This is a genomic window from Dickeya sp. Secpp 1600 (assembly GCF_003049805.1).
In the GTDB taxonomy this organism is placed as follows: Bacteria; Pseudomonadota; Gammaproteobacteria; order Enterobacterales; family Enterobacteriaceae; genus Dickeya; species Dickeya fangzhongdai.
Genome location: NZ_CP023484.1, coordinates 2970040 through 2989878, shown reverse-complemented (window position 1 = coordinate 2989878; position 19839 = coordinate 2970040). Strand labels below are relative to the sequence as shown.

General features: G+C 60.2%; 18 protein-coding genes. 9 read left to right on the top strand and 9 right to left on the bottom strand.

Annotated elements, in window-relative coordinates; genetic code table 11:
- Nucleotides 1–164: 164 nt before the first annotated feature.
- Nucleotides 165–1064, top strand: a complete 900-nt coding sequence (locus CPA59_RS13305) for a LysR family transcriptional regulator (RefSeq protein WP_107760844.1) — start codon at nucleotides 165–167, stop codon at nucleotides 1062–1064.
- A gap of 139 nt (nucleotides 1065–1203) precedes the next feature.
- On the opposite strand, the gene fabI is transcribed toward CPA59_RS13305, so the two are convergent.
- The 6 genes from fabI to sapA form a co-directional block, all read right to left on the bottom strand.
- Complete coding sequence (fabI, locus tag CPA59_RS13300) at nucleotides 1204–1995, bottom strand: enoyl-ACP reductase FabI (RefSeq protein ID WP_038668297.1); 792 nt, start codon at nucleotides 1993–1995, stop codon at nucleotides 1204–1206.
- Nucleotides 1996–2146: 151 nt separating this feature from the next.
- Nucleotides 2147–2962: a putrescine export ABC transporter ATP-binding protein SapF gene (gene sapF, locus CPA59_RS13295; RefSeq protein ID WP_038668299.1), complete on the bottom strand. Its 816-nt coding sequence runs from the start codon at nucleotides 2960–2962 to the stop codon at nucleotides 2147–2149.
- On the bottom strand, nucleotides 2962–3954 hold the full coding sequence (sapD, locus tag CPA59_RS13290) for a putrescine export ABC transporter ATP-binding protein SapD (protein WP_038668301.1): 993 nt from the start codon (nucleotides 3952–3954) through the stop codon (nucleotides 2962–2964). The genes sapF and sapD overlap by 1 nt, the downstream gene beginning before the upstream one ends.
- Nucleotides 3955–3969: 15 nt before the next feature.
- Nucleotides 3970–4860, bottom strand: coding sequence for a putrescine export ABC transporter permease SapC (gene sapC / locus CPA59_RS13285; RefSeq protein WP_107759661.1), 891 nt, complete (start codon nucleotides 4858–4860; stop codon nucleotides 3970–3972).
- Nucleotides 4847–5812 carry a putrescine export ABC transporter permease SapB gene (gene sapB / locus CPA59_RS13280; RefSeq protein WP_038919387.1) on the bottom strand — a complete coding sequence of 322 codons (966 nt, stop codon included), beginning with the start codon at nucleotides 5810–5812 and terminating at the stop codon, nucleotides 4847–4849. Before sapB ends, sapC begins: the two co-directional genes overlap by 14 nt.
- Nucleotides 5809–7521, bottom strand: coding sequence for an ABC transporter substrate-binding protein SapA (gene sapA, locus CPA59_RS13275; protein ID WP_049855163.1), 1713 nt, complete (start codon nucleotides 7519–7521; stop codon nucleotides 5809–5811). Before sapA ends, sapB begins: the two co-directional genes overlap by 4 nt.
- 282 nt (nucleotides 7522–7803) lie before the next feature.
- On the opposite strand from sapA, the gene zigA reads away from it, so the two are divergent.
- Nucleotides 7804–8994, top strand: a complete 1191-nt coding sequence (gene zigA / locus CPA59_RS13270; RefSeq protein ID WP_107759659.1) for a zinc metallochaperone GTPase ZigA — start codon at nucleotides 7804–7806, stop codon at nucleotides 8992–8994.
- An 84-nt stretch (nucleotides 8995–9078) separates the two neighbouring features.
- On the opposite strand, the gene CPA59_RS13265 is transcribed toward zigA, so the two are convergent.
- The 3 genes from CPA59_RS13265 to pspF all read right to left on the bottom strand — a co-directional run bounded on the left by CPA59_RS13265 (nucleotide 9079) and on the right by pspF (nucleotide 12132).
- A complete protein-coding gene (locus CPA59_RS13265) occupies nucleotides 9079–10140 on the bottom strand; it encodes an arginase family protein (protein WP_255412224.1) in 1062 nt (353 codons plus the stop codon).
- A gap of 68 nt (nucleotides 10141–10208) precedes the next feature.
- The gene (locus tag CPA59_RS13260; RefSeq protein WP_222844067.1) at nucleotides 10209–11153 is read right to left on the bottom strand and encodes a helix-turn-helix domain-containing protein; all 945 of its coding nucleotides are present in this window, start codon (nucleotides 11151–11153) and stop codon (nucleotides 10209–10211) included.
- The gene (gene pspF, locus CPA59_RS13255; RefSeq protein ID WP_049855142.1) at nucleotides 11140–12132 is read right to left on the bottom strand and encodes a phage shock protein operon transcriptional activator; all 993 of its coding nucleotides are present in this window, start codon (nucleotides 12130–12132) and stop codon (nucleotides 11140–11142) included. Before pspF ends, CPA59_RS13260 begins: the two co-directional genes overlap by 14 nt.
- Nucleotides 12133–12351: 219 nt before the next feature.
- On the opposite strand from pspF, the gene pspA reads away from it, so the two are divergent.
- The 7 genes from pspA (at nucleotide 12352) to CPA59_RS13220 (ending at nucleotide 19807) form a co-directional block, all read left to right on the top strand.
- Nucleotides 12352–13017: a phage shock protein PspA gene (gene pspA, locus CPA59_RS13250; protein WP_038919381.1), complete on the top strand. Its 666-nt coding sequence runs from the start codon at nucleotides 12352–12354 to the stop codon at nucleotides 13015–13017.
- 63 nt (nucleotides 13018–13080) lie between these two features.
- The gene (gene pspB / locus CPA59_RS13245; RefSeq protein WP_038668316.1) at nucleotides 13081–13311 is read left to right on the top strand and encodes an envelope stress response membrane protein PspB; all 231 of its coding nucleotides are present in this window, start codon (nucleotides 13081–13083) and stop codon (nucleotides 13309–13311) included.
- Nucleotides 13311–13670 carry an envelope stress response membrane protein PspC gene (gene pspC, locus CPA59_RS13240; RefSeq protein ID WP_049855143.1) on the top strand — a complete coding sequence of 120 codons (360 nt, stop codon included), beginning with the start codon at nucleotides 13311–13313 and terminating at the stop codon, nucleotides 13668–13670. Before pspB ends, pspC begins: the two co-directional genes overlap by 1 nt.
- 162 nt (nucleotides 13671–13832) lie before the next feature.
- Entirely contained in the window at nucleotides 13833–15248 is a 1416-nt protein-coding gene (locus CPA59_RS13235; RefSeq protein WP_107759655.1) for a YcjX family protein, read from the top strand.
- A complete protein-coding gene (locus CPA59_RS13230) occupies nucleotides 15245–16303 on the top strand; it encodes a YcjF family protein (protein ID WP_107759653.1) in 1059 nt (352 codons plus the stop codon). Before CPA59_RS13235 ends, CPA59_RS13230 begins: the two co-directional genes overlap by 4 nt.
- A 264-nt stretch (nucleotides 16304–16567) precedes the next feature.
- Nucleotides 16568–17986: an MFS transporter gene (locus CPA59_RS13225; protein WP_038919375.1), complete on the top strand. Its 1419-nt coding sequence runs from the start codon at nucleotides 16568–16570 to the stop codon at nucleotides 17984–17986.
- 261 nt (nucleotides 17987–18247) lie between these two features.
- Nucleotides 18248–19807 (top strand): M20/M25/M40 family metallo-hydrolase, encoded by a 1560-nt coding sequence (locus CPA59_RS13220; RefSeq protein ID WP_100850466.1) that lies wholly within the window; start codon nucleotides 18248–18250, stop codon nucleotides 19805–19807.
- The last annotated feature ends 32 nt before the right edge of the window (nucleotides 19808–19839 follow it).

The window sequence follows — 19839 nt, the reverse complement described above, 5'->3', positions numbered from 1 at the left end:
AAATCTTTAAATCTTTGCTTGCTAACCAAGAGTGTAGGCGGCGGTCGGTATGGCGTCTAATCAAAGGGAGTGATAGTGGGATAGAGGCGGTTTATCGCGGCGTCGACCCCTGACGCAGATGGCGCGGTGGTATACTGACCCGGCCCGCAATGTTGGAGAACCTGATGGACATCAAGCAACTTATCTACTTGTGCAATCTGGAAAAAGAGCGCCATTTTGGTCGTGCGGCCGAAGCCAGCTTCGTCAGCCAGCCGACGCTGTCGATGCGGTTGAAGAATCTGGAGCGGGAACTGGGGCTGTCGCTCATCAATCGGGGCAACAATTTCGAGGGGTTTACCGCCGAAGGCGAGCGGGTATTGGCCTGGGCGCGGGAAATGGTGTCGGTGTATCAGGGGCTGCGGCTGGAGGTGGCGTCGCTCACGCGCGGCACCAGCGGGTTGCTGCGTATTGGCGCGGTGCCGCAATGCAGCATGGCGCTGCCCGAATTGCTGGCGGCGGTCAGCCGTGCTTACCCGGAGATGGACTATCAGGTATCGCTGTTCAGCGCCGATCGGTTGCTGGAGGCGCTGACCGCCCACACGGTGGATGTCGGGATCGGTTTTTTCGAATTGACCACGCTGCGCGAGCTGCATTTTCAGGCGTCGTCGCTGGCGGAGCAGGGCGCGTCGCTGCTGTATCATCCGCGCCATTTTCCTGAGCTGCACAGCGACAGTCCGCTGACGCTGTCGGATCTCGCCAATGTTCCGCTGTGTCTGGCTGAACCCAGCCGTTATTTCCGTCGCTATCTGGACAGTCAGTTCCGTGAAGCGGCAATCACGCCGCGGGTACGGGTGGAAAGCGCCTCGGTGCTGCAATTGATTCAAAGCGTGTTTGTCGGGTTGGGGTGCGGCATTGTGCCCAATGGCAGCCTGTTGCCGGCGATGACGCCGGCGCTGGCCTGGCGACCGTTGACGCTAGCGCCGATGCCGCGTCATGGCGCGGTGGTGATCGCCGAAGCCGGGCGCGCCACTATGCTGGCGCAGCATTTCTTTGAGGCGGCGCAGCAATGGCTGCTGGACCGCTAACGTAACGGCGGCGATTGGCGATTTTACTGAGAAAGAAAAGACGAGAAACAGCGGAGAGTACAGCAAACCGACAGAGAGCCGCGGAACTCACCACGCGGCAATCCTGTGCCGGACCGCTGCCCGGCACAGGGCGACGAGATTAATCGTTCAGTTCCAGCTCGTTCATCGCGGCGATGCTGAAACCGCCGTCAACGTGCAGAACTTCGCCGGAGATACCGGCGGCCAGGTCGGAGCACATGAAAGCCGCGGCGTTGCCTACGTCTTCAATGGTGACCACGCGACGGATCGGGGTGACCGCTTCGCAGTGAGACAGCATTTTCTTGAAGTTCTTGATGCCGGACGCCGCCAGTGTGCGGATCGGACCGGCGGAAACCGCATTGACGCGCACGCCGTCGCGGCCCATGGCGTTGGCCATGTAGCGCACGTTGGCTTCCAGCGACGCTTTCGCCAGGCCCATCACGTTGTAGTTCGGAATGGCGCGCTCGGCACCCAGGTAGGACAGGGTCATCAGCGCGGAATTCGGGTTCAGCATGCTGCGGCAGGCTTTCGCCATCGCCACAAAGCTGTAAGCGCTGATGTCGTGAGCGACGGCGAAACCTTCGCGGGTGACGGCGTTCACGTAGTCGCCGTCCAACTGGTCGCCCGGTGCATAGGCGATGGAGTGCACGAAGCCGTCAAATTTCGGCCAGACTTTCGCCAGTTCGGCAAACAGGGCGTCAATGCTGGCATCTTCCGCAACATCACACGGTAAAACGATGCTCGAACCAAACTCTTTGGCAAACTCTTCCACACGCGGTTTCAGCTTGTCGTTCTGGTAGGTGAACGCCAGTTCGGCGCCTTCGCGGTGCATCGCCTGGGCGATACCGTATGCAATGGAGCGGTTGCTGGCAACGCCTGTTACCAGAATGCGCTTACCGTTAAGAAAACCCATGGCAGTATCCTTTGTGATCATTGTTGCTGCGATCATCGTCAATAAAAATAATTATTTACCATGATCGGTGTGAATAAACCGGGCGATTCTAGCATGTGTGTCGGCTAAAGAAGTACTCCAACCACTTATCCTGCTGTCTCCGCCCGGCTAGTCAGACGTGGCTGCTGTCGCGGCGCCAGGCGTCGGCGCTTAGTGCTTCGCCAAAGTGACTGGTGATCAAACGCTTGGTCAGGTCGTGCAGCGGCGAGGCCAGCACATCGGCGGTGCTGCCGCGCTCTACCACTTCGCCGGCCTGCATCACCAGAATCTGGTCGCTGATGTGTTTCATCATGCCCAGATGCTGGGTGACATAAATATAGGAAATGCCGTGTTTTTCCTGCAGCTCCAGCATCAGGTTGATGATCTGGGAACGCACCGACATATCCAGCGACGCCAGCACTTCATCCGCCACGATGACCTTGGGCTGCAGGATCAATGCCCGCGCCAGCCCGATACGTTGTTTCTGACCGGGCGCCAGCGCGTGCGGGTAATAGGTCGCGTGATCGGCGCGCAGGCCGACCTGTCGCAGCGCCAGGTTAATGGCTTTTTCACGCTCCTGCGGCGTCAGGTCGGTATTGAGCCGCAGCGGCAATTCCAGTAACTGGCCGATGCGCTGACGCGGGTTGAGCGAGTTGGCCGAATCCTGAAAGATCATGCGAATACGCTGGCTACGATAGTTATAGTCGCCGTATTGCAGCGGATGATCGTCGATCACCAATTCGCCGGAGGTCGGCGGGATCACGCCGGTCAGCATCTTGGCCAGCGTAGATTTACCCGAGCCGTTTTCGCCGATGATCGCCAGCGTTTGCCGCTCCCGCAACGTAAAACTCACCGATTTCACCGCTTCGACGTGCTGACGCCGGAACCAGCCGGTACGGTAGCGGAAGGTCTTGGTGAGGTTACGGGCTTCCAGCAGGGTTTCCACCATCAGGATTCCTCCATGTTGAGCGGGAAGTGGCAGGCGTACCAGTGAGTTTTCACCGGGATGAGCGGCGGCGCCGTCATGCACTCTTTTTGTGAATAAGGGCAGCGTGGCCCCAGACGGCAACCCACCGGCAGGTGCGCCAGCGATGGGATCGCCCCCGGCAGCGCGTTAAGGCGGCTTTTGTGCGGCAGCGAGCAGCCGAAGTCCGGCATGGCGCGAATCAGCGCCTGGGTGTATGGATGATGCGGCGCGCTGATCAGCTCATCGCTGACCGCGCTTTCCACCGTCTGGCCGCAGTACAACACGTTGATGCGGTCCGCCCATTTGCTCATGGTCTGCAAATCGTGACTGATCAGCAAAATGGTGGTGTTGTTGTTCTGGTTGAGCCGGGCGAGCAGGCGGAAAATCTGCGCCTGCGTGGTGGCTTCCATCGCGTTGGTCGGTTCGTCGGCGATCAGCAATCTGGGCTGATTGGCGAGCGCGATGGCGATCATCACCTTCTGGCATTCCCCTTCGGTCAGTTCGTAGGGGAAGCTGCGCATGATGTCTTTGTGATCCTTGATGCCGACGCGGTGCAGCAGCTCGATGGCGCGGCGCTTGCGCCAGTTGAAACGCTGCCACCAGCGGCCTTTGTAAGTCCAGCCGGGGATCGATTGAATCAACTGACGGCCGACGCGGGCGGAAGGATCCAGACAGGACTGCGGCTCCTGAAAGATCATCGACATGTTGTGCCGCACCAGTTTGCGTCGCTGATGGGGCGTGAGTTGCAGCATGTCCACGTCATCGAAACGAAAACGGTCGGCGGTGATACGCCAGTTTTCCTTGTTGATGCCGCAGATAGCCTTGGCGATCAGGCTCTTGCCGGAGCCGGATTCGCCCACCAGTCCGCGAATTTCTCCCTCGTTGAGGCTGATGCTGACGCGATCCACCGCTTTCACCGGGCCGTCCGGCGTGAGGAATTCAATGGTCAGATTACGAATTTCCAGTAATGCCATGGTGTTGTTCCGTCACTATTCGGTTTGAGCAAGCAGGGCGCGGCGAATGCCATCCCCCAGCAGGTTGACGATCAGCACGCTGAGCGTGATGGCCGCGCCGGGCAGCATCACCGTCCAGGGCGCGGCGTAGACCAGTTCCAGCGAATTACCCAGCAAGACGCCCCATTCGGTGGTGGGTAACTGCGCGCCCAGATTGAGAAATCCGAGCGCGGCGATATCCAGAATGGCGATGGAAAGCGCGCGGGTCACTTCGCTGACCAGCAGCGGCAGGATATTGGGCAGCACCGCGTACCAGATAATGTAGCGCGTGGAGGCGCCGTCCAGCCGGGCGGCGGTCACATACTCTTTTTCCAGTTCGTCATGCACCGCGGTATAAATCGTGCGCACCATACGCGGCAGCAGCGCCATCCACACCGCCAACATGGCGTGCGTTAACTGCGGGCCGATAAAGGCGATCACTATCATTGCCAGCAGCAGCGAAGGAATCGACAACAGCGGGTCGAGAATGTGGTTCAGCACCGCGGAACGCAGGCCGTGGGTCACCCCGGCCAGCAGGCCGAGCAGAATGCCGGCCAGCATAACGGCCAGCGTGAGCAGCAATGCCGAACCAAAGGTCGGCGCCGTGCCGCTCAACAGTCGGCTCAGCAGGTCGCGCCCCAGATCGTCGGTGCCGAGAAAAAACGACACTTCGCCATAGCGCGACCAGGAGGGCGGCAGCAACTGGTAACCGAGAAACTGCTGATCCAGCGCGTAGGGCGCCAGCGTATCGCCGAACAGGCACAGCCCCAGCAGCAACAGAAACCCGTAGAAACCGACCATCGCCATCCGGTCCTGGCGGAACACAGTCCAGGTGTCGCGCCAGCGGCTGGGAAGCTCTTTCTCGCCGTAGATGTTATCGGAGTGCATACCATTCCTTATGTTTCAGCGGGTTTGTCATGGCGCCCCAGATATCGGACAGCACGTTGATGGTGATCACCAGCGCGCCGACCACCATCACCCCGGCGGCGATCGCCGCAAAGTCCTGCTGGCGGATGGCGTTGACCAGCCAGCGGCCGATGCCCGGCCAGTTAAAGACCACTTCGGTGATCATCTCCAGCGTCAGCATGGTGGAGAATTGCAAACCCAGTTGCGGAATGATCGGCGGTAGCGCGTTGTGCAGCAGGTGGCGGCGAATCACGGTGGAACGCGGTAGTCCGCGGATAACCGCCGCTTTGATGTAGTTCTGGGTGCCGACCTCGGTGGTGCTGATGCGCATCAGTCGGATAACTTCGGTGGTGGGGCCGACCGACAGCACCAGCACCGGCAGAATCAGGTGCTGTATGGCGCTGGCGATCATCTCTTCCCGGTAGGGCGAATTGGACAGCCAGGCGTCGATCAGCGCGAAGCCGGTCACCTGCGGCACCGGGTAGAGCAGGTCGAAACGGCCGGACACCGGCAGCCAGCCCAGATGCAGCGAAAAGAACAACGTCATCAGCAGCGCCAGCCAGAACACCGGCAGCGAAAATCCCAGCAACGCCAGCGCGCTGATAATCCGATCGGCGGCCTTGTGCTGGAGTACGCCGGTGGTGATGCCAAGCGGAATACCCACCAGCAGCGACAGCGAAAACGCCAGCAGACAGAGCTCGATAGTCGCGGGCAGCACATCGCGCAGCTGTTCGCTAATCGGCTGCCCGTTGGTGCTGGAAACGCCGAAATCCCACTGCAGCAGGCTGGCGAAATAAAAGCGGTAGGCGTCGAGCAGCGCCGCGCCGCTGAGCGGCGCATGCGGGGTGTAATACATCAGACTGAAGCCGATCAGCGACAGCAGAAATAGCGTGACCAGCAACAACAACAGGCGACGAAGCGTAAAGATAATCACGGTTGTTCTCCCTGGATCGGCGCGCTGGAGGAGGGATCCACGGCGGAGCCATCCGGTTTTTCCTCATTTTTTTCCTCACTGCCGTCATCGCGATAGACGCCGGCGAAGGAGGCGTTGCCGAACGGGCTGAGCACCAGTCCTTTCATGTCGTAGCGATAGGCCTGCATCCGCAACGACGACGCCAGCGGCAGCACCGGCAACTGCTCGGCCAGAATGTGGTGCGCCACCCGATAGTACTCCATGCGCCGGGATAGTTGCTGGGAAGAGAGCGCGTCCTGCAGCACCTGATCAAAGCCGGGATCGCACCAGTGGGCGTAATTGGTCTGGGAGCGGATGGCGGCGCAGCTCAGCAGCGGCCGGAATACGCTGTCCGGGTCGTTGCTGTCGGTGGCCCAGCCCGCCAGCGTCAGGTCATGGTTCATCTCCATCAGGCGCGCTTCCTGAAAACGCCCTTCCACCGGAATGATGGTCACCCGGATTCCCACCTGCGCCAGATCGGCCTGAATCAGTTCGGCGGTTTTCACCGGACTGGGGTTGTAGGACTGCGAGGCGCTCGGCACCCACAGTTGCAGTTGCAGGTTGGCGATCCCCAGCGCTTTCAACTGCTGGCGCGCTTTCTCCGGATTGTATTCGGTGACCTGCGCTTCGTTATCGTAAGCCCAGGAGGCGCGCGGCAGGATCGAGGCGGCGGTTTCCGCGGTGCCGTAGTAGATCGACTGCATCAGACGGTCGTTGTTGATCGCCAGCGCGATGGCGTGGCGCACGCGGGAATCGTCCAGCGGCGGTTTACGCACGTTGAACGCCAGATAAGCGACGTTCATCCCCGGTCGCAGCGACAGCCGCAGGCGCGGGTCGTTGCGCAGAATGGTCAGCTGGCTGGCGGCCGGGTAGGCCAGCACGTCGCACTCGCCGGTCAACAGTTTGGACAGGCGGCCGGTGCCGCCGGAGCCGAGGTCGACCAGCACTTGTTCCATACGCGGCAGGCCGCGCCAGTAATCGTCGTTGCGTTTTAGCCGCACGTACTGCCCGTAACGGTACTCATCCAGCCGGTAAGGGCCGGTGCCCACCGGCTGACGGTCAAGCAGTTCGCGCCGGTCCTGCTGGGTTAACTGTTGGGCGTACTCCGCCGACAGGATGGGCGCATAGTGGGTAGCCAGATGCCACAGGAACGAGGCATCGGGGCTGTGCAGACGGATCTCGATGCTGTAATCGCCCAGCTTGCGGATGCTCTGTACGTTGTCCGCCAGTTGCAGACTGTCGAAATAGGGGTAGTCGCCGCCGTTGACGTCGTGGAACGGGTGTTTTTTGTCCAGCATGCGCTGGAAGCTAAACAGCACGTCATCGGCGTTCATCGTGCGGCTGGGGGTAAACCAACTGGTGCGCTGGAACGGGACATCGCGGCGCAGGGTGAACCGGTAAGTGGAGCCATTGTCGGTGACGTCCCAGTGCTGCGCCAGCTCCGGCATCAGCCGGTAGGTGTACGGATCGACGCCCAGCAGACGGTCGTAGAGCTGGGCGGCCAGCGTGTCCACCATCAGCCCGCTGCGGGCCATCTGGGGGTTGAACGTGCTGAGCACGTCATTGACGCAATAAACAAAACCGCTGTGGCGGATGGCTTGCGCCGGCGTCGGAGCGGCGGGCGGCGTTTGTGCCAGAACCGGCAGCGCCAGCCAGGCCAGCGCCAGTGCGAGAGTGTGTTTTCCGGACATACGGTGTTTTTTCAGGCAATCGGCAATATACAGAGTGTACCGCACTCTGCCATTCCGCCCAATTTCTTACGTTTATCTGCCGGTTTTTTCAGCAAACTGATGGGGTTGTCAGCAGGATTGACAACGATTCACTCACGGCACGTATTCGCTCACGGCGCGGTCGGCTTCGTGAATGCTGTAATTGTTATGTTATAACATATCAATTATGATAATGTGCGTGCCCGAGTAGCGGTCATCCCGTTTCGGGCCGTAGATCAATCATTTCTGAGCAGGAGCACGCGTATGCAACCTTTACCCGTCACGGTATTGTCCGGTTTTCTTGGCGCCGGCAAGACCACGGTGCTGAATCATATTCTGAATAATCGCCAGGGGCGTCGGGTGGCGGTGATCGTCAATGACATGAGCGAAGTGAATATCGATGCCGATTTGGTCAGCCAGGAAGTGACGCTCGATCACCGCCAGGAAAAACTGGTGTCGATGAGCAACGGCTGCATTTGCTGTACCCTGCGGGAAGATTTGCTGGTGGCGGTGCGCGAACTGGCCCGCACCGGCCGTTACGATTATCTGCTGATCGAGTCCAGCGGTATTTCCGAACCGTTGCCGGTGGCGGAGACATTTACCTTTGAAGACGAGCAGGGGCAGTGCCTGTCGGATTTCGCCCGGCTGGATACGATGGTGACGGTGGTGGATGGCGCCGGTTTCCTGTCGCAGTATCAGGCGGCGGAAAGTCTGCAATCGATGGGGCAGAGCCTCGGCGAGGATGATATCCGCAGCGTGACCGACCTGCTGATTGAACAGATTGAGTTTTGCGATGTGCTGCTGGTGAGCAAAACCGATGAAATGACCGATAGCCAGCGTGATGAAGTGGTGGCGATTCTGCATACCCTGAATCCGTCGGCGCGTATTCTGCCGATCGCGCACGGCCAGGTGCCGCTGGACGAGGTGCTCAATACCGGGCGTTTCGATATGCAAACCGCGGCCACGGCGCCGGGCTGGCTGCAGGAATTGCACGGCACCCATACGCCGGAAACCGAACATTACGGCATCGGCAACTTTGTATATCAGGCGCGGCGGCCGTTTCATCCGCAGCGTTTCCATGATTTTCTGAGCAAGGATGAATGGGGGCCGGGCCGTCTGCTGCGTTCCAAAGGGTTCTTCTGGCTGGCGACCCGCCCGTTTCAGGCCGGTTCCTGGCATCAGGCCGGGGGCATTTTGCGCTACGGGCTGGCGGGCATGTTCTGGAAGGCGATTGCGCCGGAACGCTGGCCGCAGGATGAAGAAACGCGAGCGGCTATCAGGAATAAGTGGCAGGAACCGTTTGGCGATATGCGTCAGGAGATTGTGTTTATCGGTCAGCATCTGGATCAGGCGTGGATCGCCGCGCAGTTGGATGGCTGTCTGCTAACGGATGATGAATTGCTGGACGGCGTAGACAGCTGGCTGGAATTAGACGATCCGTTTGAGGCGTGGTAACCGCCGCGACGTTGTCCTGCCGAACACGGTGATCGCAGGCGCCTGACCGTGCGCGCCTGCGATCAGACAGGTTTGGCTTACGGGCTATTTCTGCGGTCGGTTGCCCGGGGCGCCGATAAGCGGAAGCGCCGCCAGCATGTTTTTCATCGCCAGCGCATCCCACGGCAAATGCTCCGTAATGCCAAGCCCGACGATGTCGGCTATTTGCGCCACCTCGCCAAGCAGGCGAACAACCTGTTCGATGGTCATTGCGCCCTGCGAGATGCCGTCAAACGTCCCGGCGGGTGTGTCGGGATTGGCAAACAGCAGGGCGCGAAACACCGCGGGGTCCAGCACGTCAAGGTCCAGGTGGACGGCAAGATGTTTTGCGCCGGTGGCGGCGAACCAGTCCATAACGGGCTGGCTGCTCTCCGCCAGCTGTGCCGGACCGGCATGTTTTAGCCCCAAACGCGTGATAAACGCCGTTTCCACATCCAGCGTTGGCTGAAGACCGGCGAACATGACGTTTTCAGGTTTAAGCGGCCGCTTAACCGCGTGGACAAAATCCTTGTCGCCTTCACCGAGCAGGTTGCCGAGCACCATGGCGTGGGCGTGTTCGAACGCTTTCGGGGTCATGACATCAGGGTGCGCGTCAAGCCACAGCACCGCCAGATCGCCGTCATAGCGTTCGTTGAGATAGGCGAATGGCGCCAGATCCACCAGACAATCGCCGCCCAACACCACGATGCGATCGGGACGGTGTTGGTCGATGGTTTTCCTCGCCCGGCGCAGTTGTTCAAGCAATACGCCGCGCCCGCGGATGCCGTCTTCCAGCGCCAGCGGGGTATCATGCGGTGGCGCGACGTCTACTGTTTCAACCGGTCCCGTAGGATCCGGCGCCAGCCATGACAGCAACTGTGCGCCGAAGTAATAGGGCGGATTGTTGCCGCCCTGCCATTGGGGGAAGAGTAAGCGAAGCGTATTTGCATGGTTGATAGGCATGGCGTGGTTGACAGACAGGGTGTAGTTGACAGACAGGGTGTAGTTGACAGACAAGGTGTGGTGACTCCGATTAGCACGCCAGTATTGAACGGCGCGGGAGAAGGGAGCGGTGGCATTGACGCATGCCCGCCGCGGTTGATGGCGCTGATTATCGCCATCAATCACGTCCGGCGCTTTGCTGTGCCGGCCAAACGCTGTGCCGGGGGCGTCAGATTGTCCGCATCCGGCGCGGTTTATGTCCGCTTAAGCACGTCCTGCGCGGACACGCCGAAAGCGCGCCGGAAGGCGCGGCTGAAGTGGGACAGATTGCTAAAGCCAAAACTCAGGGCGGCATCGCTGACGGTACGGAATTGACGGTGCCGGAGGGCGTCATGGCAGGCGGCGAGCCGTTGTTGCCACAGCCAGCGCATCACCGTGGTGCCTTCTTTGGCGAAAAGGCGGTTCAGCGTACGCGGCGAGACGTGCACCGCCTGCGCGATAACCTCGGGCGTGAGTGCGCGATTATCGAGATTGGCCAGCAAAAACGTCTGCGCCCGCCTCAACAGCTCGGTTTGATGCGAGTCGTGCGGTTCCCTGCCGCGGCCGTGCGCGGCTTCGAACGCGGTGTCCAGCACATCCAGTATGGAACCGATGAGCCTATCGCCGATCACGCCGGACAAGGGCGCCGCCTGCCAGGCTTCTTTGACCAGCGAACCGGCGAGCTTTCCCAGCGGCGAGTGGCCGTCCAGCGTCATGTTCAGCAGCCGATCCGGGTTCTGAATATGCGATAGCACCAATCCGCGGGGAAAGGAAAAGACGATCTGGTCATCACCCTGAGGATACTGGCAGACATACGGTCTGGCGCCGTCGAACAGCACGATATCCCCGGGGCGCTGCCGTGATTGCCTCGCATGTTGGGTCACGTAGGCTTCAGCACACAATGAAAAGGCGATAAAAAAATCGTCGGTGTTTTCCTTTCCCCGCTTTCCCTCGTACGCAATCGGCTGGGAACAGATTCGGGTGACCGCTGCGCCGCCCAGCGGTTTGACGCCGAGCCGGCCGTCAAAACTCGCGTTGGTCAACTGCTGATTGCAGGTGGGGCCAAACACCGAAGACGTCACTTCCCGCCAATAGGCAAAGCGATCCTTCTCTTGCAGGTGGTGTGTAGAAAATAGCCTTTCCATGTCATTCACTGTCATTGATGGCATGTTTCTTTAACAAGCCGCGAAACTGGTGGTAGGTCACCCCCAATAGTTCGGCCGCTTTGCGCTGGTTAAAGCGAGCCTGCGCCAGCGCCTGCTGCACCAGTTGCCGTTCCTGATCATGCTGCCAGCCGCGCAGGTCCAGCGGCAGCGCCGGGAGCGACGCCGATGCGGCGGTTTCCTTTTCGGGTATGAATGCCGCCAGCGGCTTGAACGGGTTGAGGATGATGCGATCCACCGGATCGCGGCTGTCGCCGTGCCGGTACAGCGAGCGCTCCACCACATTTTTCAGCTCGCGGATGTTGCCCGGCCAGGCGTAATCCAGCAGCGTGCGCTCCGCCTGCGGGCTGAAACCCGGAAACAGCGGCAGCCCCAATTCCCGGCACATCTGTACCGCGAAATGCTGCGCCAGCAGCATGATGTCCTGCTGGCGCTGGCGCAGCGGCGGCAGATGAACCACGTCGAACGCCAGCCGGTCCAGCAGGTCGGCGCGGAATTTCCCCTGTGCGGCCAGCGCGGGCAGGTCTTCGTTGGTGGCGCACACTAGCCGCACGTCCACCTGCAGCGACTGTCCGCCGCCCACGCGCTCCAGCACGCCGTATTCGATCACCCGCAACAGCTTTTCCTGCACCAGCATCGGCGCGGTGGCCAGTTCATCCAGAAACAGCGTGCCGCCGTCGGCGCGCTCAAAACGGCCCAGATGTCGCTTTTGCGCGCCGGTAAAGGCGCCGGCTTCATGGCCGAACAGTTCGGAGTCCAGCAGGTTTTCGTTCAGTGCCGCGCAGTTGAGCGAAATGAACGGCCCCTGCCAGCGCGGCGACAGGTAATGCAGGCGGCTGGCGATCAGTTCCTTACCGGTCCCCCGTTCGCCAATCACCAGCACCGGTTTGCTGAGCTGCGCCAGTTGCGACACCTGCTCCAGCACTTCCAGAAAACTGTTGGCTTCGCCCAGTAACGACTCTTGCTCATGCGCCATGACATTGCCTTGTATTTTTCACCACTTGTTAGTTAATTTGACCATAGCAAAGATAGCGCACGCTGTATACGCCGGTCGTTAATACGTTATTTATCAATGAATTATTTGATAAGGAAAAGTTGGCACGGCATTTGATTATGTCAGTGTGTCATCAGGCAACGGCTGATGGAGATAACGAACCGGGCGTCGCAGACGCCGGAAATCACTGAGGAGTAGAGTATGGGTATTTTTTCCCGTTTTGCCGACATCGTGAACGCCAATATCAATGCCTTGCTGGATAAAGCCGAGGACCCGCAGAAGCTGGTGCGGCTGATGATTCAGGAAATGGAAGATACACTGGTTGAAGTGCGTTCCACCTCCGCCCGGGCGCTGGCGGAAAAGAAACAGCTGGCCCGCCGCATTGAGCAGGCTCGTGGTCAGCAGGACGAGTGGCAGGAAAAAGCGGAACTGGCGCTGCGCCGCGAGCGTGAGGAACTGGCGCGCGCCGCGCTGGTGGAAAAACAGAAATTGACGGAACTGGTAGCGGTACTGGAACAGGAAGCGGCGGCGGTGGACGAAACGCTGGAACGCCTGAAACGGGAAATCGGCGAGCTGGAGAATAAGCTGACCGAAACCCGCGCTCGCCAGCAGGCGCTAACGCTGCGTCATCAGGCCGCCAGTTCATCCCGCGATATCCGCCGCCAGCTCGACAGCGGTAAACTGGATGAAGCGATGGCTCGCTTTGAACAGTTCGAACGCCGTATCGATACGCTGGAAGCCGAAGCGGAAAGCGTGGGTCTGGGCAAACAAAAATCGCTGGATCAGCAGTTTGCCGATTTGAAGGTCAGCGATGAGATCGATGCGCAACTGGCGGCGCTGAAAGCCAAAGTAAAACCGGCGGAGTAATCGCCACCGGCTGCCGCTGCGGCGGCAGCCTTGCCGCATTACCATAATAATTAAGGAGAAAAAATGGGTGCTCTGGTAATGACAATGATTCCGCTGACGGTGTTTCTGCTGTTTGTGGCGCCGCTGTGGCTGTGGCTGCACTACAGCCAGCGCCGCAACCGTGCGCCGCAATGGGATCCGGCTGAACAGCAGCGGCTGACCCGGTTAACGGAAGATGCACAGCGTATGCGCGAGCGGATTGACGCGCTGGAACAGATTCTGGATGCGGAGCATCCCAACTGGAGGCAATCCTGATGAACACCCGTTTTGAGCGAAAACTCTATCGTTTGCCGGAAGAGGGCATGATCAAAGGCGTATGCGCCGGGCTGGCGCGTTATTTTGATGTGCCGGTAAAGCTGGTGCGCCTCATCGCCGTGCTGTCGATTTTCTTCGGTCTGTTTCTGATTACCGTGGTGGCCTACATTATTCTCAGCTTCGTGCTGGACCCGGCGCCGCCGGAGGAATATCAGCCCGCCGACGCCGGCGTTTCGCCGAACACGCTGCTGGATCAGGCGGATGCGATACTGAGCGCCAGCGAGCAGCGGTTGCGTAGCATTGAACGCTATATCACGTCGGACACGTACGGCCTGCGCAGCAAGTTCCGTCAGCTATAATCGCCACGCCGGCCGACGGCTGGCCTATCTCTTCTGCGGGATTCGGCGCCCATCGAATCCCGTACATGATGTTGTCGTTTTTCATGTTGTCGTTTTTCGTTTTTTTGCGGCGGTCGCACCATAATGCGGTTATCGTCTGGCAGGACAATGAACAGGAGCGTCATGGCTTATTCCCTTCCTTTCAACCGGTTACAGAACGAATTCAACGCGCTGGTCAATCGCAGCGCCGATCGCCATCTGCGGCTGGCGGTCACCGGCCTGAGCCGCAGCGGCAAAACGGCGTTTATTACGTCGCTGGTCAATCAATTGCTCAACGCCCAGCATGGCGCGCGGTTGCCGTTGTTTTCGGTAGCGCGCGAAAACCGGCTGCTGGGCGCCAGGCGCATTCCACAACGGGATCTGGGCATTCCCCGATTTGCGTATGACGAAGGCATGGCGTCGCTGTACGGCGTGCCGCCCGCCTGGCCGACGCCGACCCGCGGCGTCAGCGAAATCAGGCTGGCACTGCGTTACCGTTCTCGCGACAGCCTGCTGCGCCACTTCCGCGATACCGCCACGCTCTATCTGGAAATCGTCGATTATCCCGGCGAATGGTTGCTGGATCTGCCGCTGCTGGAGCAGAGTTACGCCGACTGGTCGCGCCAGATGTCCACTATGTTGCAGGGCGATCGGCTCAATTGGGCGCAACCCTGGCTGGCGATGTGCGAAGGGCTCGACCCGCTGGCGCCGGCGGATGAGAACCGACTGGCGGCGATCGCCCGGGCATACACCGACTACCTGCTGCGCTGCAAACAGGAAGGTCTGCATTTCATTCAGCCGGGGCGCTTTGTGCTGCCGGGCGATCTGGCCGGCGCGCCGGTATTGCAGTTCTTTCCCTGGCCGTGGCCTGACGACCGGCTGGACGCCGCGCTGACGCAGGCCGGCGATCACACCCTGATCGGCATGCTGCGTCAGCGGTTTGATTACTACTGCCAGCATGTGGTGCGCGAATTCTACCGCCAGCATTTTGTGCGCTTCGACCGGCAAATCGTGCTGGTGGACTGCCTGCAACCGCTAAACCACGGCGTACAGTCGTTTAACGATATGCGGCTGGCGCTGACCCAACTGATGCAGAGCTTTCACTACGGCAAGCGCACGTTATTGCGTCGGCTGTTTTCGCCCTGCATCGACCGGCTGATGTTCGCCGCCAGCCAGTCCGACCATATCACCGCCGATCAGCACGCCAATCTGGTGTCGTTGCTACAGCAACTGGTGCAGGAAGCCTGGCGTAATGCGGCGTTCGAGGGGATTGAGATCGACTGTGCGGGGATTGCTTCGGTGCAGGCGACGCAAAGCGGCGTGGTGTCGCATCAGGGGCAGTCGCTGCCGGCTCTGCGCGGCAACCGGCTGGCGGACGGCGAGCCGGTCACCGTGTATCCCGGCGATGTACCGTCACGGCTGCCGGAACCGTCCTTCTGGCGCGAGCAGGGATTTCACTTTGAACCGTTTCGGCCGCTGGAAATGCAGACGGACGCGCCGTTGCCGCATATCCGCCTGGATACGGTGATGGAATTTTTACTGGGAGACAAATTGCGATGAATGAACCGTTGAAACCCCGCATCACCTTCGACAATACGCCGGTGGCGCCGGCCGATGCGCCGCTGCGGCCGTCGGTCGCCTTTGCCGGCGGCGAGGCGCAACGTTTTATTCCGGCGGCAACGGCCGACGACGACGAACCGGATGACGGCGAGAGCGCCGAGCAGGTGGTCAGCGACGCGTTGCGCCCGCGCCGAAGCCTGTGGCGGAGGATGCTGGGTCTGGGCGTGGCGCTGTTTGGCCTTAGCGCGCTGGCGCAGGGCGGGCGTTCGCTGTATCAGGCCTGGATGAGTCAGGACTGGATTGCGCTCGGCGGCGTGGCGGCGGGCACCCTGATTGTCGCCGCCGGCGTCGGAGCGTTGGCGGTCGAGTGGCGCCGGTTGTATCGGTTGCGCCAGCGGGCGGAAACGCGCGACCGGGCGCGGGAATTGCTCAACAGTCATGGTACGGGCAGCGCCCGCGCCTTCTGTGAGAATCTGGCCCGTCAGGCCGGGTTGGATGTCGGACATCCGGCGCTGCAACGCTGGCAGGCGTCGCTGCACGATACTCACAACGATCGTGAAGTCACCGAGTTGTACGCTCATATGGTGCAACCGGTGCTGGACGCCCGGGCGCGCCGCGAGATCAGCCGCTCCGCCGCCGAGTCGGCGCTGATGATTGCCGTCAGCCCGCTGGCGCTGGTAGACATGGCGTTCATCGCCTGGCGCAATCTGCGGCTGGTCAATCGCATTGCGCGGTTGTACGGCATCGAACTGGGCTATTTCAGCCGTATTCGCCTGTTCCGGCTGGTGCTGCTGAATGTGGCGTTTGCCGGCGCCAGCGAGCTGGTGCGGGAAATCGGTATGGACTGGATGTCTCAGGATTTGGCGGCGCGGCTGTCGGCGCGCGCGGCGCAAGGGCTGGGCGCCGGTCTACTGACCGCGCGGCTGGGGATTCGCGCTATGGAGCTGTGTCGCCCGCTGCCGTGGCTGGATGACAAACCCCGGCTGGGGGATTTCCGGCGTGAGCTGATTGGCCGGATTCGGGTGAAAACGCCGTCATCGTCGTCTGGGGAGTAATGCCCGGCGCTTGGCATAAAAGCACCTCCACAGGTTGTGCGTTATGTAACCAGTCATATCGCCCGTCGATCGCCATCACACTGCGGATGGCGATAACATCTGGATAACATTCGTAAAGCCCCGATGCAGGATATTGCCGCCCGGTTGCACTTTAATATCCTGCAAATAATGTTATCGACAAACAATAACAAATGATAATTATTGCCGCTATGGTTTGCCAGAACGTTTACCAACGACAACCGACCATCAATCAGGGGCAATACCATGGACTCGACTTTCAGTGCGCGCAACGCGCCGACGGTTTACGACGTCAATCATCCTCTTCCTCTTCACTCGCTGGCGACGCGTATTGATGCCTTACCCTCATCGTGGGGATTGTGGCGTTTCATCATCCTGCTGTCGCTGGGCGGCTTCTTTGAACTTTACGACCTGTTTCAGACGGCTTACATCAGCACCGGGCTGATTGGGGAGAAGATTTTCCACACCGGAAAGGAGGGATTGTTCGGCGTGTCGGATCAGGCTACGTTTGCGTCCGCCACCTTTTTCGGCCTGTTTATCGGCGCCAGCCTGCTAGCGCCGCAGGCGGATCGACTCGGGCGTCGCGCCGCTTTCATGTTTGCGCTGGCGTGGTATGGCGCGTTCTCGCTGTTGATGGCGTTCCAGACGCAGGCGGAATGGGTGATCCTCTGCCGCTTTCTGGTGGGGATTGGTTTGGGGGTAGAGCTGGTGACCATCGATACCTATCTATCCGAATGGGCGCCGACCCACCTGCGTAGCCAGGCGTTTGCGCTGGCATTCTTCATGCAGTTCCTGTCGGTGCCGACGGTGGCGCTGATGTCCTGGTGGCTGGTGCCGCAGACGTTCTGGGGGCTATCCGGCTGGCGTTATGTGGTGATCATCGGCGCGGTATGCTCGCTGGTGGTGTGGCTGCTGCGCCGTAATCTGGTGGAGTCGGCGCGTTGGCTGGCATCGCGCGGACGCTACCGGGAAGCGGAAAAGGTGATGACCGCGATGGAGCACCGCTGCGGCGTACCGCCGGGTAAGGCGCTGGAGCCGCAGACGAAGATTACGCTGCCGTCGCGCGGTCGATTTCTTGATATCTGGTCAGTGCGCTATCGCCGCCGCACCCTGATGCTGGTGGTCATGAATATCTTTCAGGCTATCGGGTTCTTCGGTTTTGGCAACTGGCTGCCGGCGCTGCTGGCGGGACGGGGCGCGACCGTGACCCACAGCCTGCTGTACGCGTTTTTCATTACGCTGGCCTACCCGCTGGGGTCGCTGCTGTGCAGTTGGTACGCCGGCAAACTCGAAAACAAGTGGCAAATCGTGTTGTCGTCGCTGATGACGGTGGTGTGCGGCACGCTGTTTGCCTTTCAGACGCAACCGCTGTGGTTGATTGTCTGTGGTTTTCTGATCACCTATTCCAACGCCTGGCTGACCATCAGCTATCACGCCTATCAGACCGAGGTTTTCCCCACGGCGATCCGCGCCCGCGGCGTGGGTTTCTGTTACTCCTTCAGCCGCCTGTCCACGGCGCTCAGCAGTATCGTCATCGGTTTGATTCTGCAACATTACGACACCAGCGGCGTGCTGGCGTTCATCATCATCAGCATGTTGACCGTGGTGGTGACGGTCGGTGTGTTCGGTCCGCGGACCCGCGGCGTCCGGCTGGAAAATATCTGATATCGGGGGAAAATGCTGTTCCTGCAGCCATAAAATGAATGGGTTGCGGCTTAAAAACAGCGGGGGTTTTGATATAGCCCGCATTCCGCTGCCACGAAGCATGCTTATCTATAAGTAGGTATAAAACCTAAGCAGGGATAAACCCAGGCAGGGATAACCCGGTGGGTGAATCGCGGCCAGATCGCTCAGGCGATGACCGATACTGCCGATAACCAGAAGATGGATGTTCTTTTTTTTCCTCTGGCTGGAAGGATACTTATGATGCTTCGTGGCAACAAACTCCTGTTGGCTGGCGCGCTCGGTGCGCTGGTGACGGCAGGTTCCGCTCAGGCGCAGTGGATCATGACGCCGACTGACGCCCAGCGCTTCGCTCAGGCCAGCTTTCCTGAATACCTCGACGGCTTGACGCTCAGCAACGATACCGACGTGGCGGCGGATATTCAGCGCAACCTCAACTGGCTGGACAAGGCTTTTCAGAAGCGGGGATTTACCACCCAGCAACTGGCCAATGGCGCGCACCCGATGCTGTATGCCGAGCTGGGGCCGATGCAACCCAACCGCCCGACCGTGCTGTTCCTGATGCACTTTGATGGTCAGTCGGCCAGCGCGTCCGAATGGAGTACCGACCCCTGGAAACCGACGCTGAAAATCAAGGATTCACGCGGTATCTGGGTGCCGCAACCCAACGAACGGCTGATGCAGCCGGGGCTGGATCCGGAATGGCGCGTGTTCGGGCGTTCGGCCTCTGACGGCAAAGGGGTCATCTCCCTGTTCCTGACCGCGGTGGATGCGCTGAAAAGCGCCAATACCGCCACCACGGTGAATATCAAGGTGCTGCTCGATTCGGAAGAGGAGCGCGGTTCGCCGCACCTGGCCGCGGTGGTCAATCAGAACGCCGCCCGGCTGAAAAATGACGGCGTGGTGATTTTTAACGGCGCAGTGAACACCAATAATGTGCCGGTGCTCACGTTTGGCTATCGCGGGTCGATACAGGTGGACATGACGGTGTTCGGTCCCGACCCGGCGGCCCACAGCGGCGCGTTCGGCAATGTGATCGTCAATCCGGTGCAACAGCTGGCGAGCCTGCTGGCTGGAATCAAAGACGCCAATGGTCGGGTGACGTTGCCGGGGTTTTATGACCGAGTCAAAATCTCCGATGACGAACGCAAACAGCTGGCCGCGCAGGCGCCGCAGCCGGGCACCATCGAAAGCCGCTACGGGGTGACCCAACTGGAAAAAATGGCGCCCAACCCGGTGGAAGCGGTGCAGTATCCGTCGCTGGACGTCATCGGTCTGAAGGCGGGCGATACCGGCCGCAAAGCCATCTACGCCATTCCGTCGACCGCGACCGCCAGCATCAACATTCGTACGGTGCCGGAAACCTCGCCCGATTACCTGTATGACCTGCTGAAAAGGTATGTAACCGCCAACGGTTTCTATATCGTGCGTTCCGACTCGCCCTCGCTGCAGGAGCGTAATCACAACCCCAAACTGATTTCGATGAGCATGATGACGTCGTCCGGTAGTTCGTTTGCCGTGCGTACGCAACTGGCGTCGCCGTTGGCGAAATGGGCGCAGGCCGGCGTGAAAGCGCCGCTTAAAGGCGATCCAGAGAAGAATCGTATGCTGGGGGTGTCGCCGCCGATCAACGGTGCGCTGGCCGCGCTGAAAAGCGCCTTTGCCGTGGTGTCGCTGGTGAATGCGGATAATAACGCCTACAGCAGCGACGAAAATATGCGCATCGGCAACTACATCGACGGTATCCGCATTATGGTGTCGATGATGACCACGCCGTTCCCGGAAGAGGAAAAAACCAAGTAAATTCGCTTTTCGGTTGCCGGGGTGTCAACTTT

Bases quoted from the DNA above. Each gene is read 5' to 3' on its own strand.
- CPA59_RS13305 (WP_107760844.1), top strand. From the start codon at position 165: ATGGACATCAAGCAACTTATCTACTTGTGCAATCTGGAAAAAGAGCGC.
- fabI (WP_038668297.1), bottom strand. From the start codon at position 1,995: ATGGGTTTTCTTAACGGTAAGCGCATTCTGGTAACAGGCGTTGCCAGC.
- sapF (WP_038668299.1), bottom strand. From the start codon at position 2,962: ATGGTGGAAACCCTGCTGGAAGCCCGTAACCTCACCAAGACCTTCCGC.
- sapD (WP_038668301.1), bottom strand. From the start codon at position 3,954: ATGGCATTACTGGAAATTCGTAATCTGACCATTGAATTCCTCACGCCG.
- sapC (WP_107759661.1), bottom strand. From the start codon at position 4,860: ATGCACTCCGATAACATCTACGGCGAGAAAGAGCTTCCCAGCCGCTGG.
- sapA (WP_049855163.1), bottom strand. From the start codon at position 7,521: ATGTCCGGAAAACACACTCTCGCACTGGCGCTGGCCTGGCTGGCGCTG.
- zigA (WP_107759659.1), top strand. From the start codon at position 7,804: ATGCAACCTTTACCCGTCACGGTATTGTCCGGTTTTCTTGGCGCCGGC.
- CPA59_RS13260 (WP_222844067.1), bottom strand. From the start codon at position 11,153: ATGACAGTGAATGACATGGAAAGGCTATTTTCTACACACCACCTGCAA.
- pspF (WP_049855142.1), bottom strand. From the start codon at position 12,132: ATGGCGCATGAGCAAGAGTCGTTACTGGGCGAAGCCAACAGTTTTCTG.
- pspA (WP_038919381.1), top strand. From the start codon at position 12,352: ATGGGTATTTTTTCCCGTTTTGCCGACATCGTGAACGCCAATATCAAT.
- pspB (WP_038668316.1), top strand. From the start codon at position 13,081: ATGGGTGCTCTGGTAATGACAATGATTCCGCTGACGGTGTTTCTGCTG.
- pspC (WP_049855143.1), top strand. From the start codon at position 13,311: ATGAACACCCGTTTTGAGCGAAAACTCTATCGTTTGCCGGAAGAGGGC.
- CPA59_RS13235 (WP_107759655.1), top strand. From the start codon at position 13,833: ATGGCTTATTCCCTTCCTTTCAACCGGTTACAGAACGAATTCAACGCG.
- CPA59_RS13230 (WP_107759653.1), top strand. From the start codon at position 15,245: ATGAATGAACCGTTGAAACCCCGCATCACCTTCGACAATACGCCGGTG.
- CPA59_RS13225 (WP_038919375.1), top strand. From the start codon at position 16,568: ATGGACTCGACTTTCAGTGCGCGCAACGCGCCGACGGTTTACGACGTC.
- CPA59_RS13220 (WP_100850466.1), top strand. From the start codon at position 18,248: ATGCTTCGTGGCAACAAACTCCTGTTGGCTGGCGCGCTCGGTGCGCTG.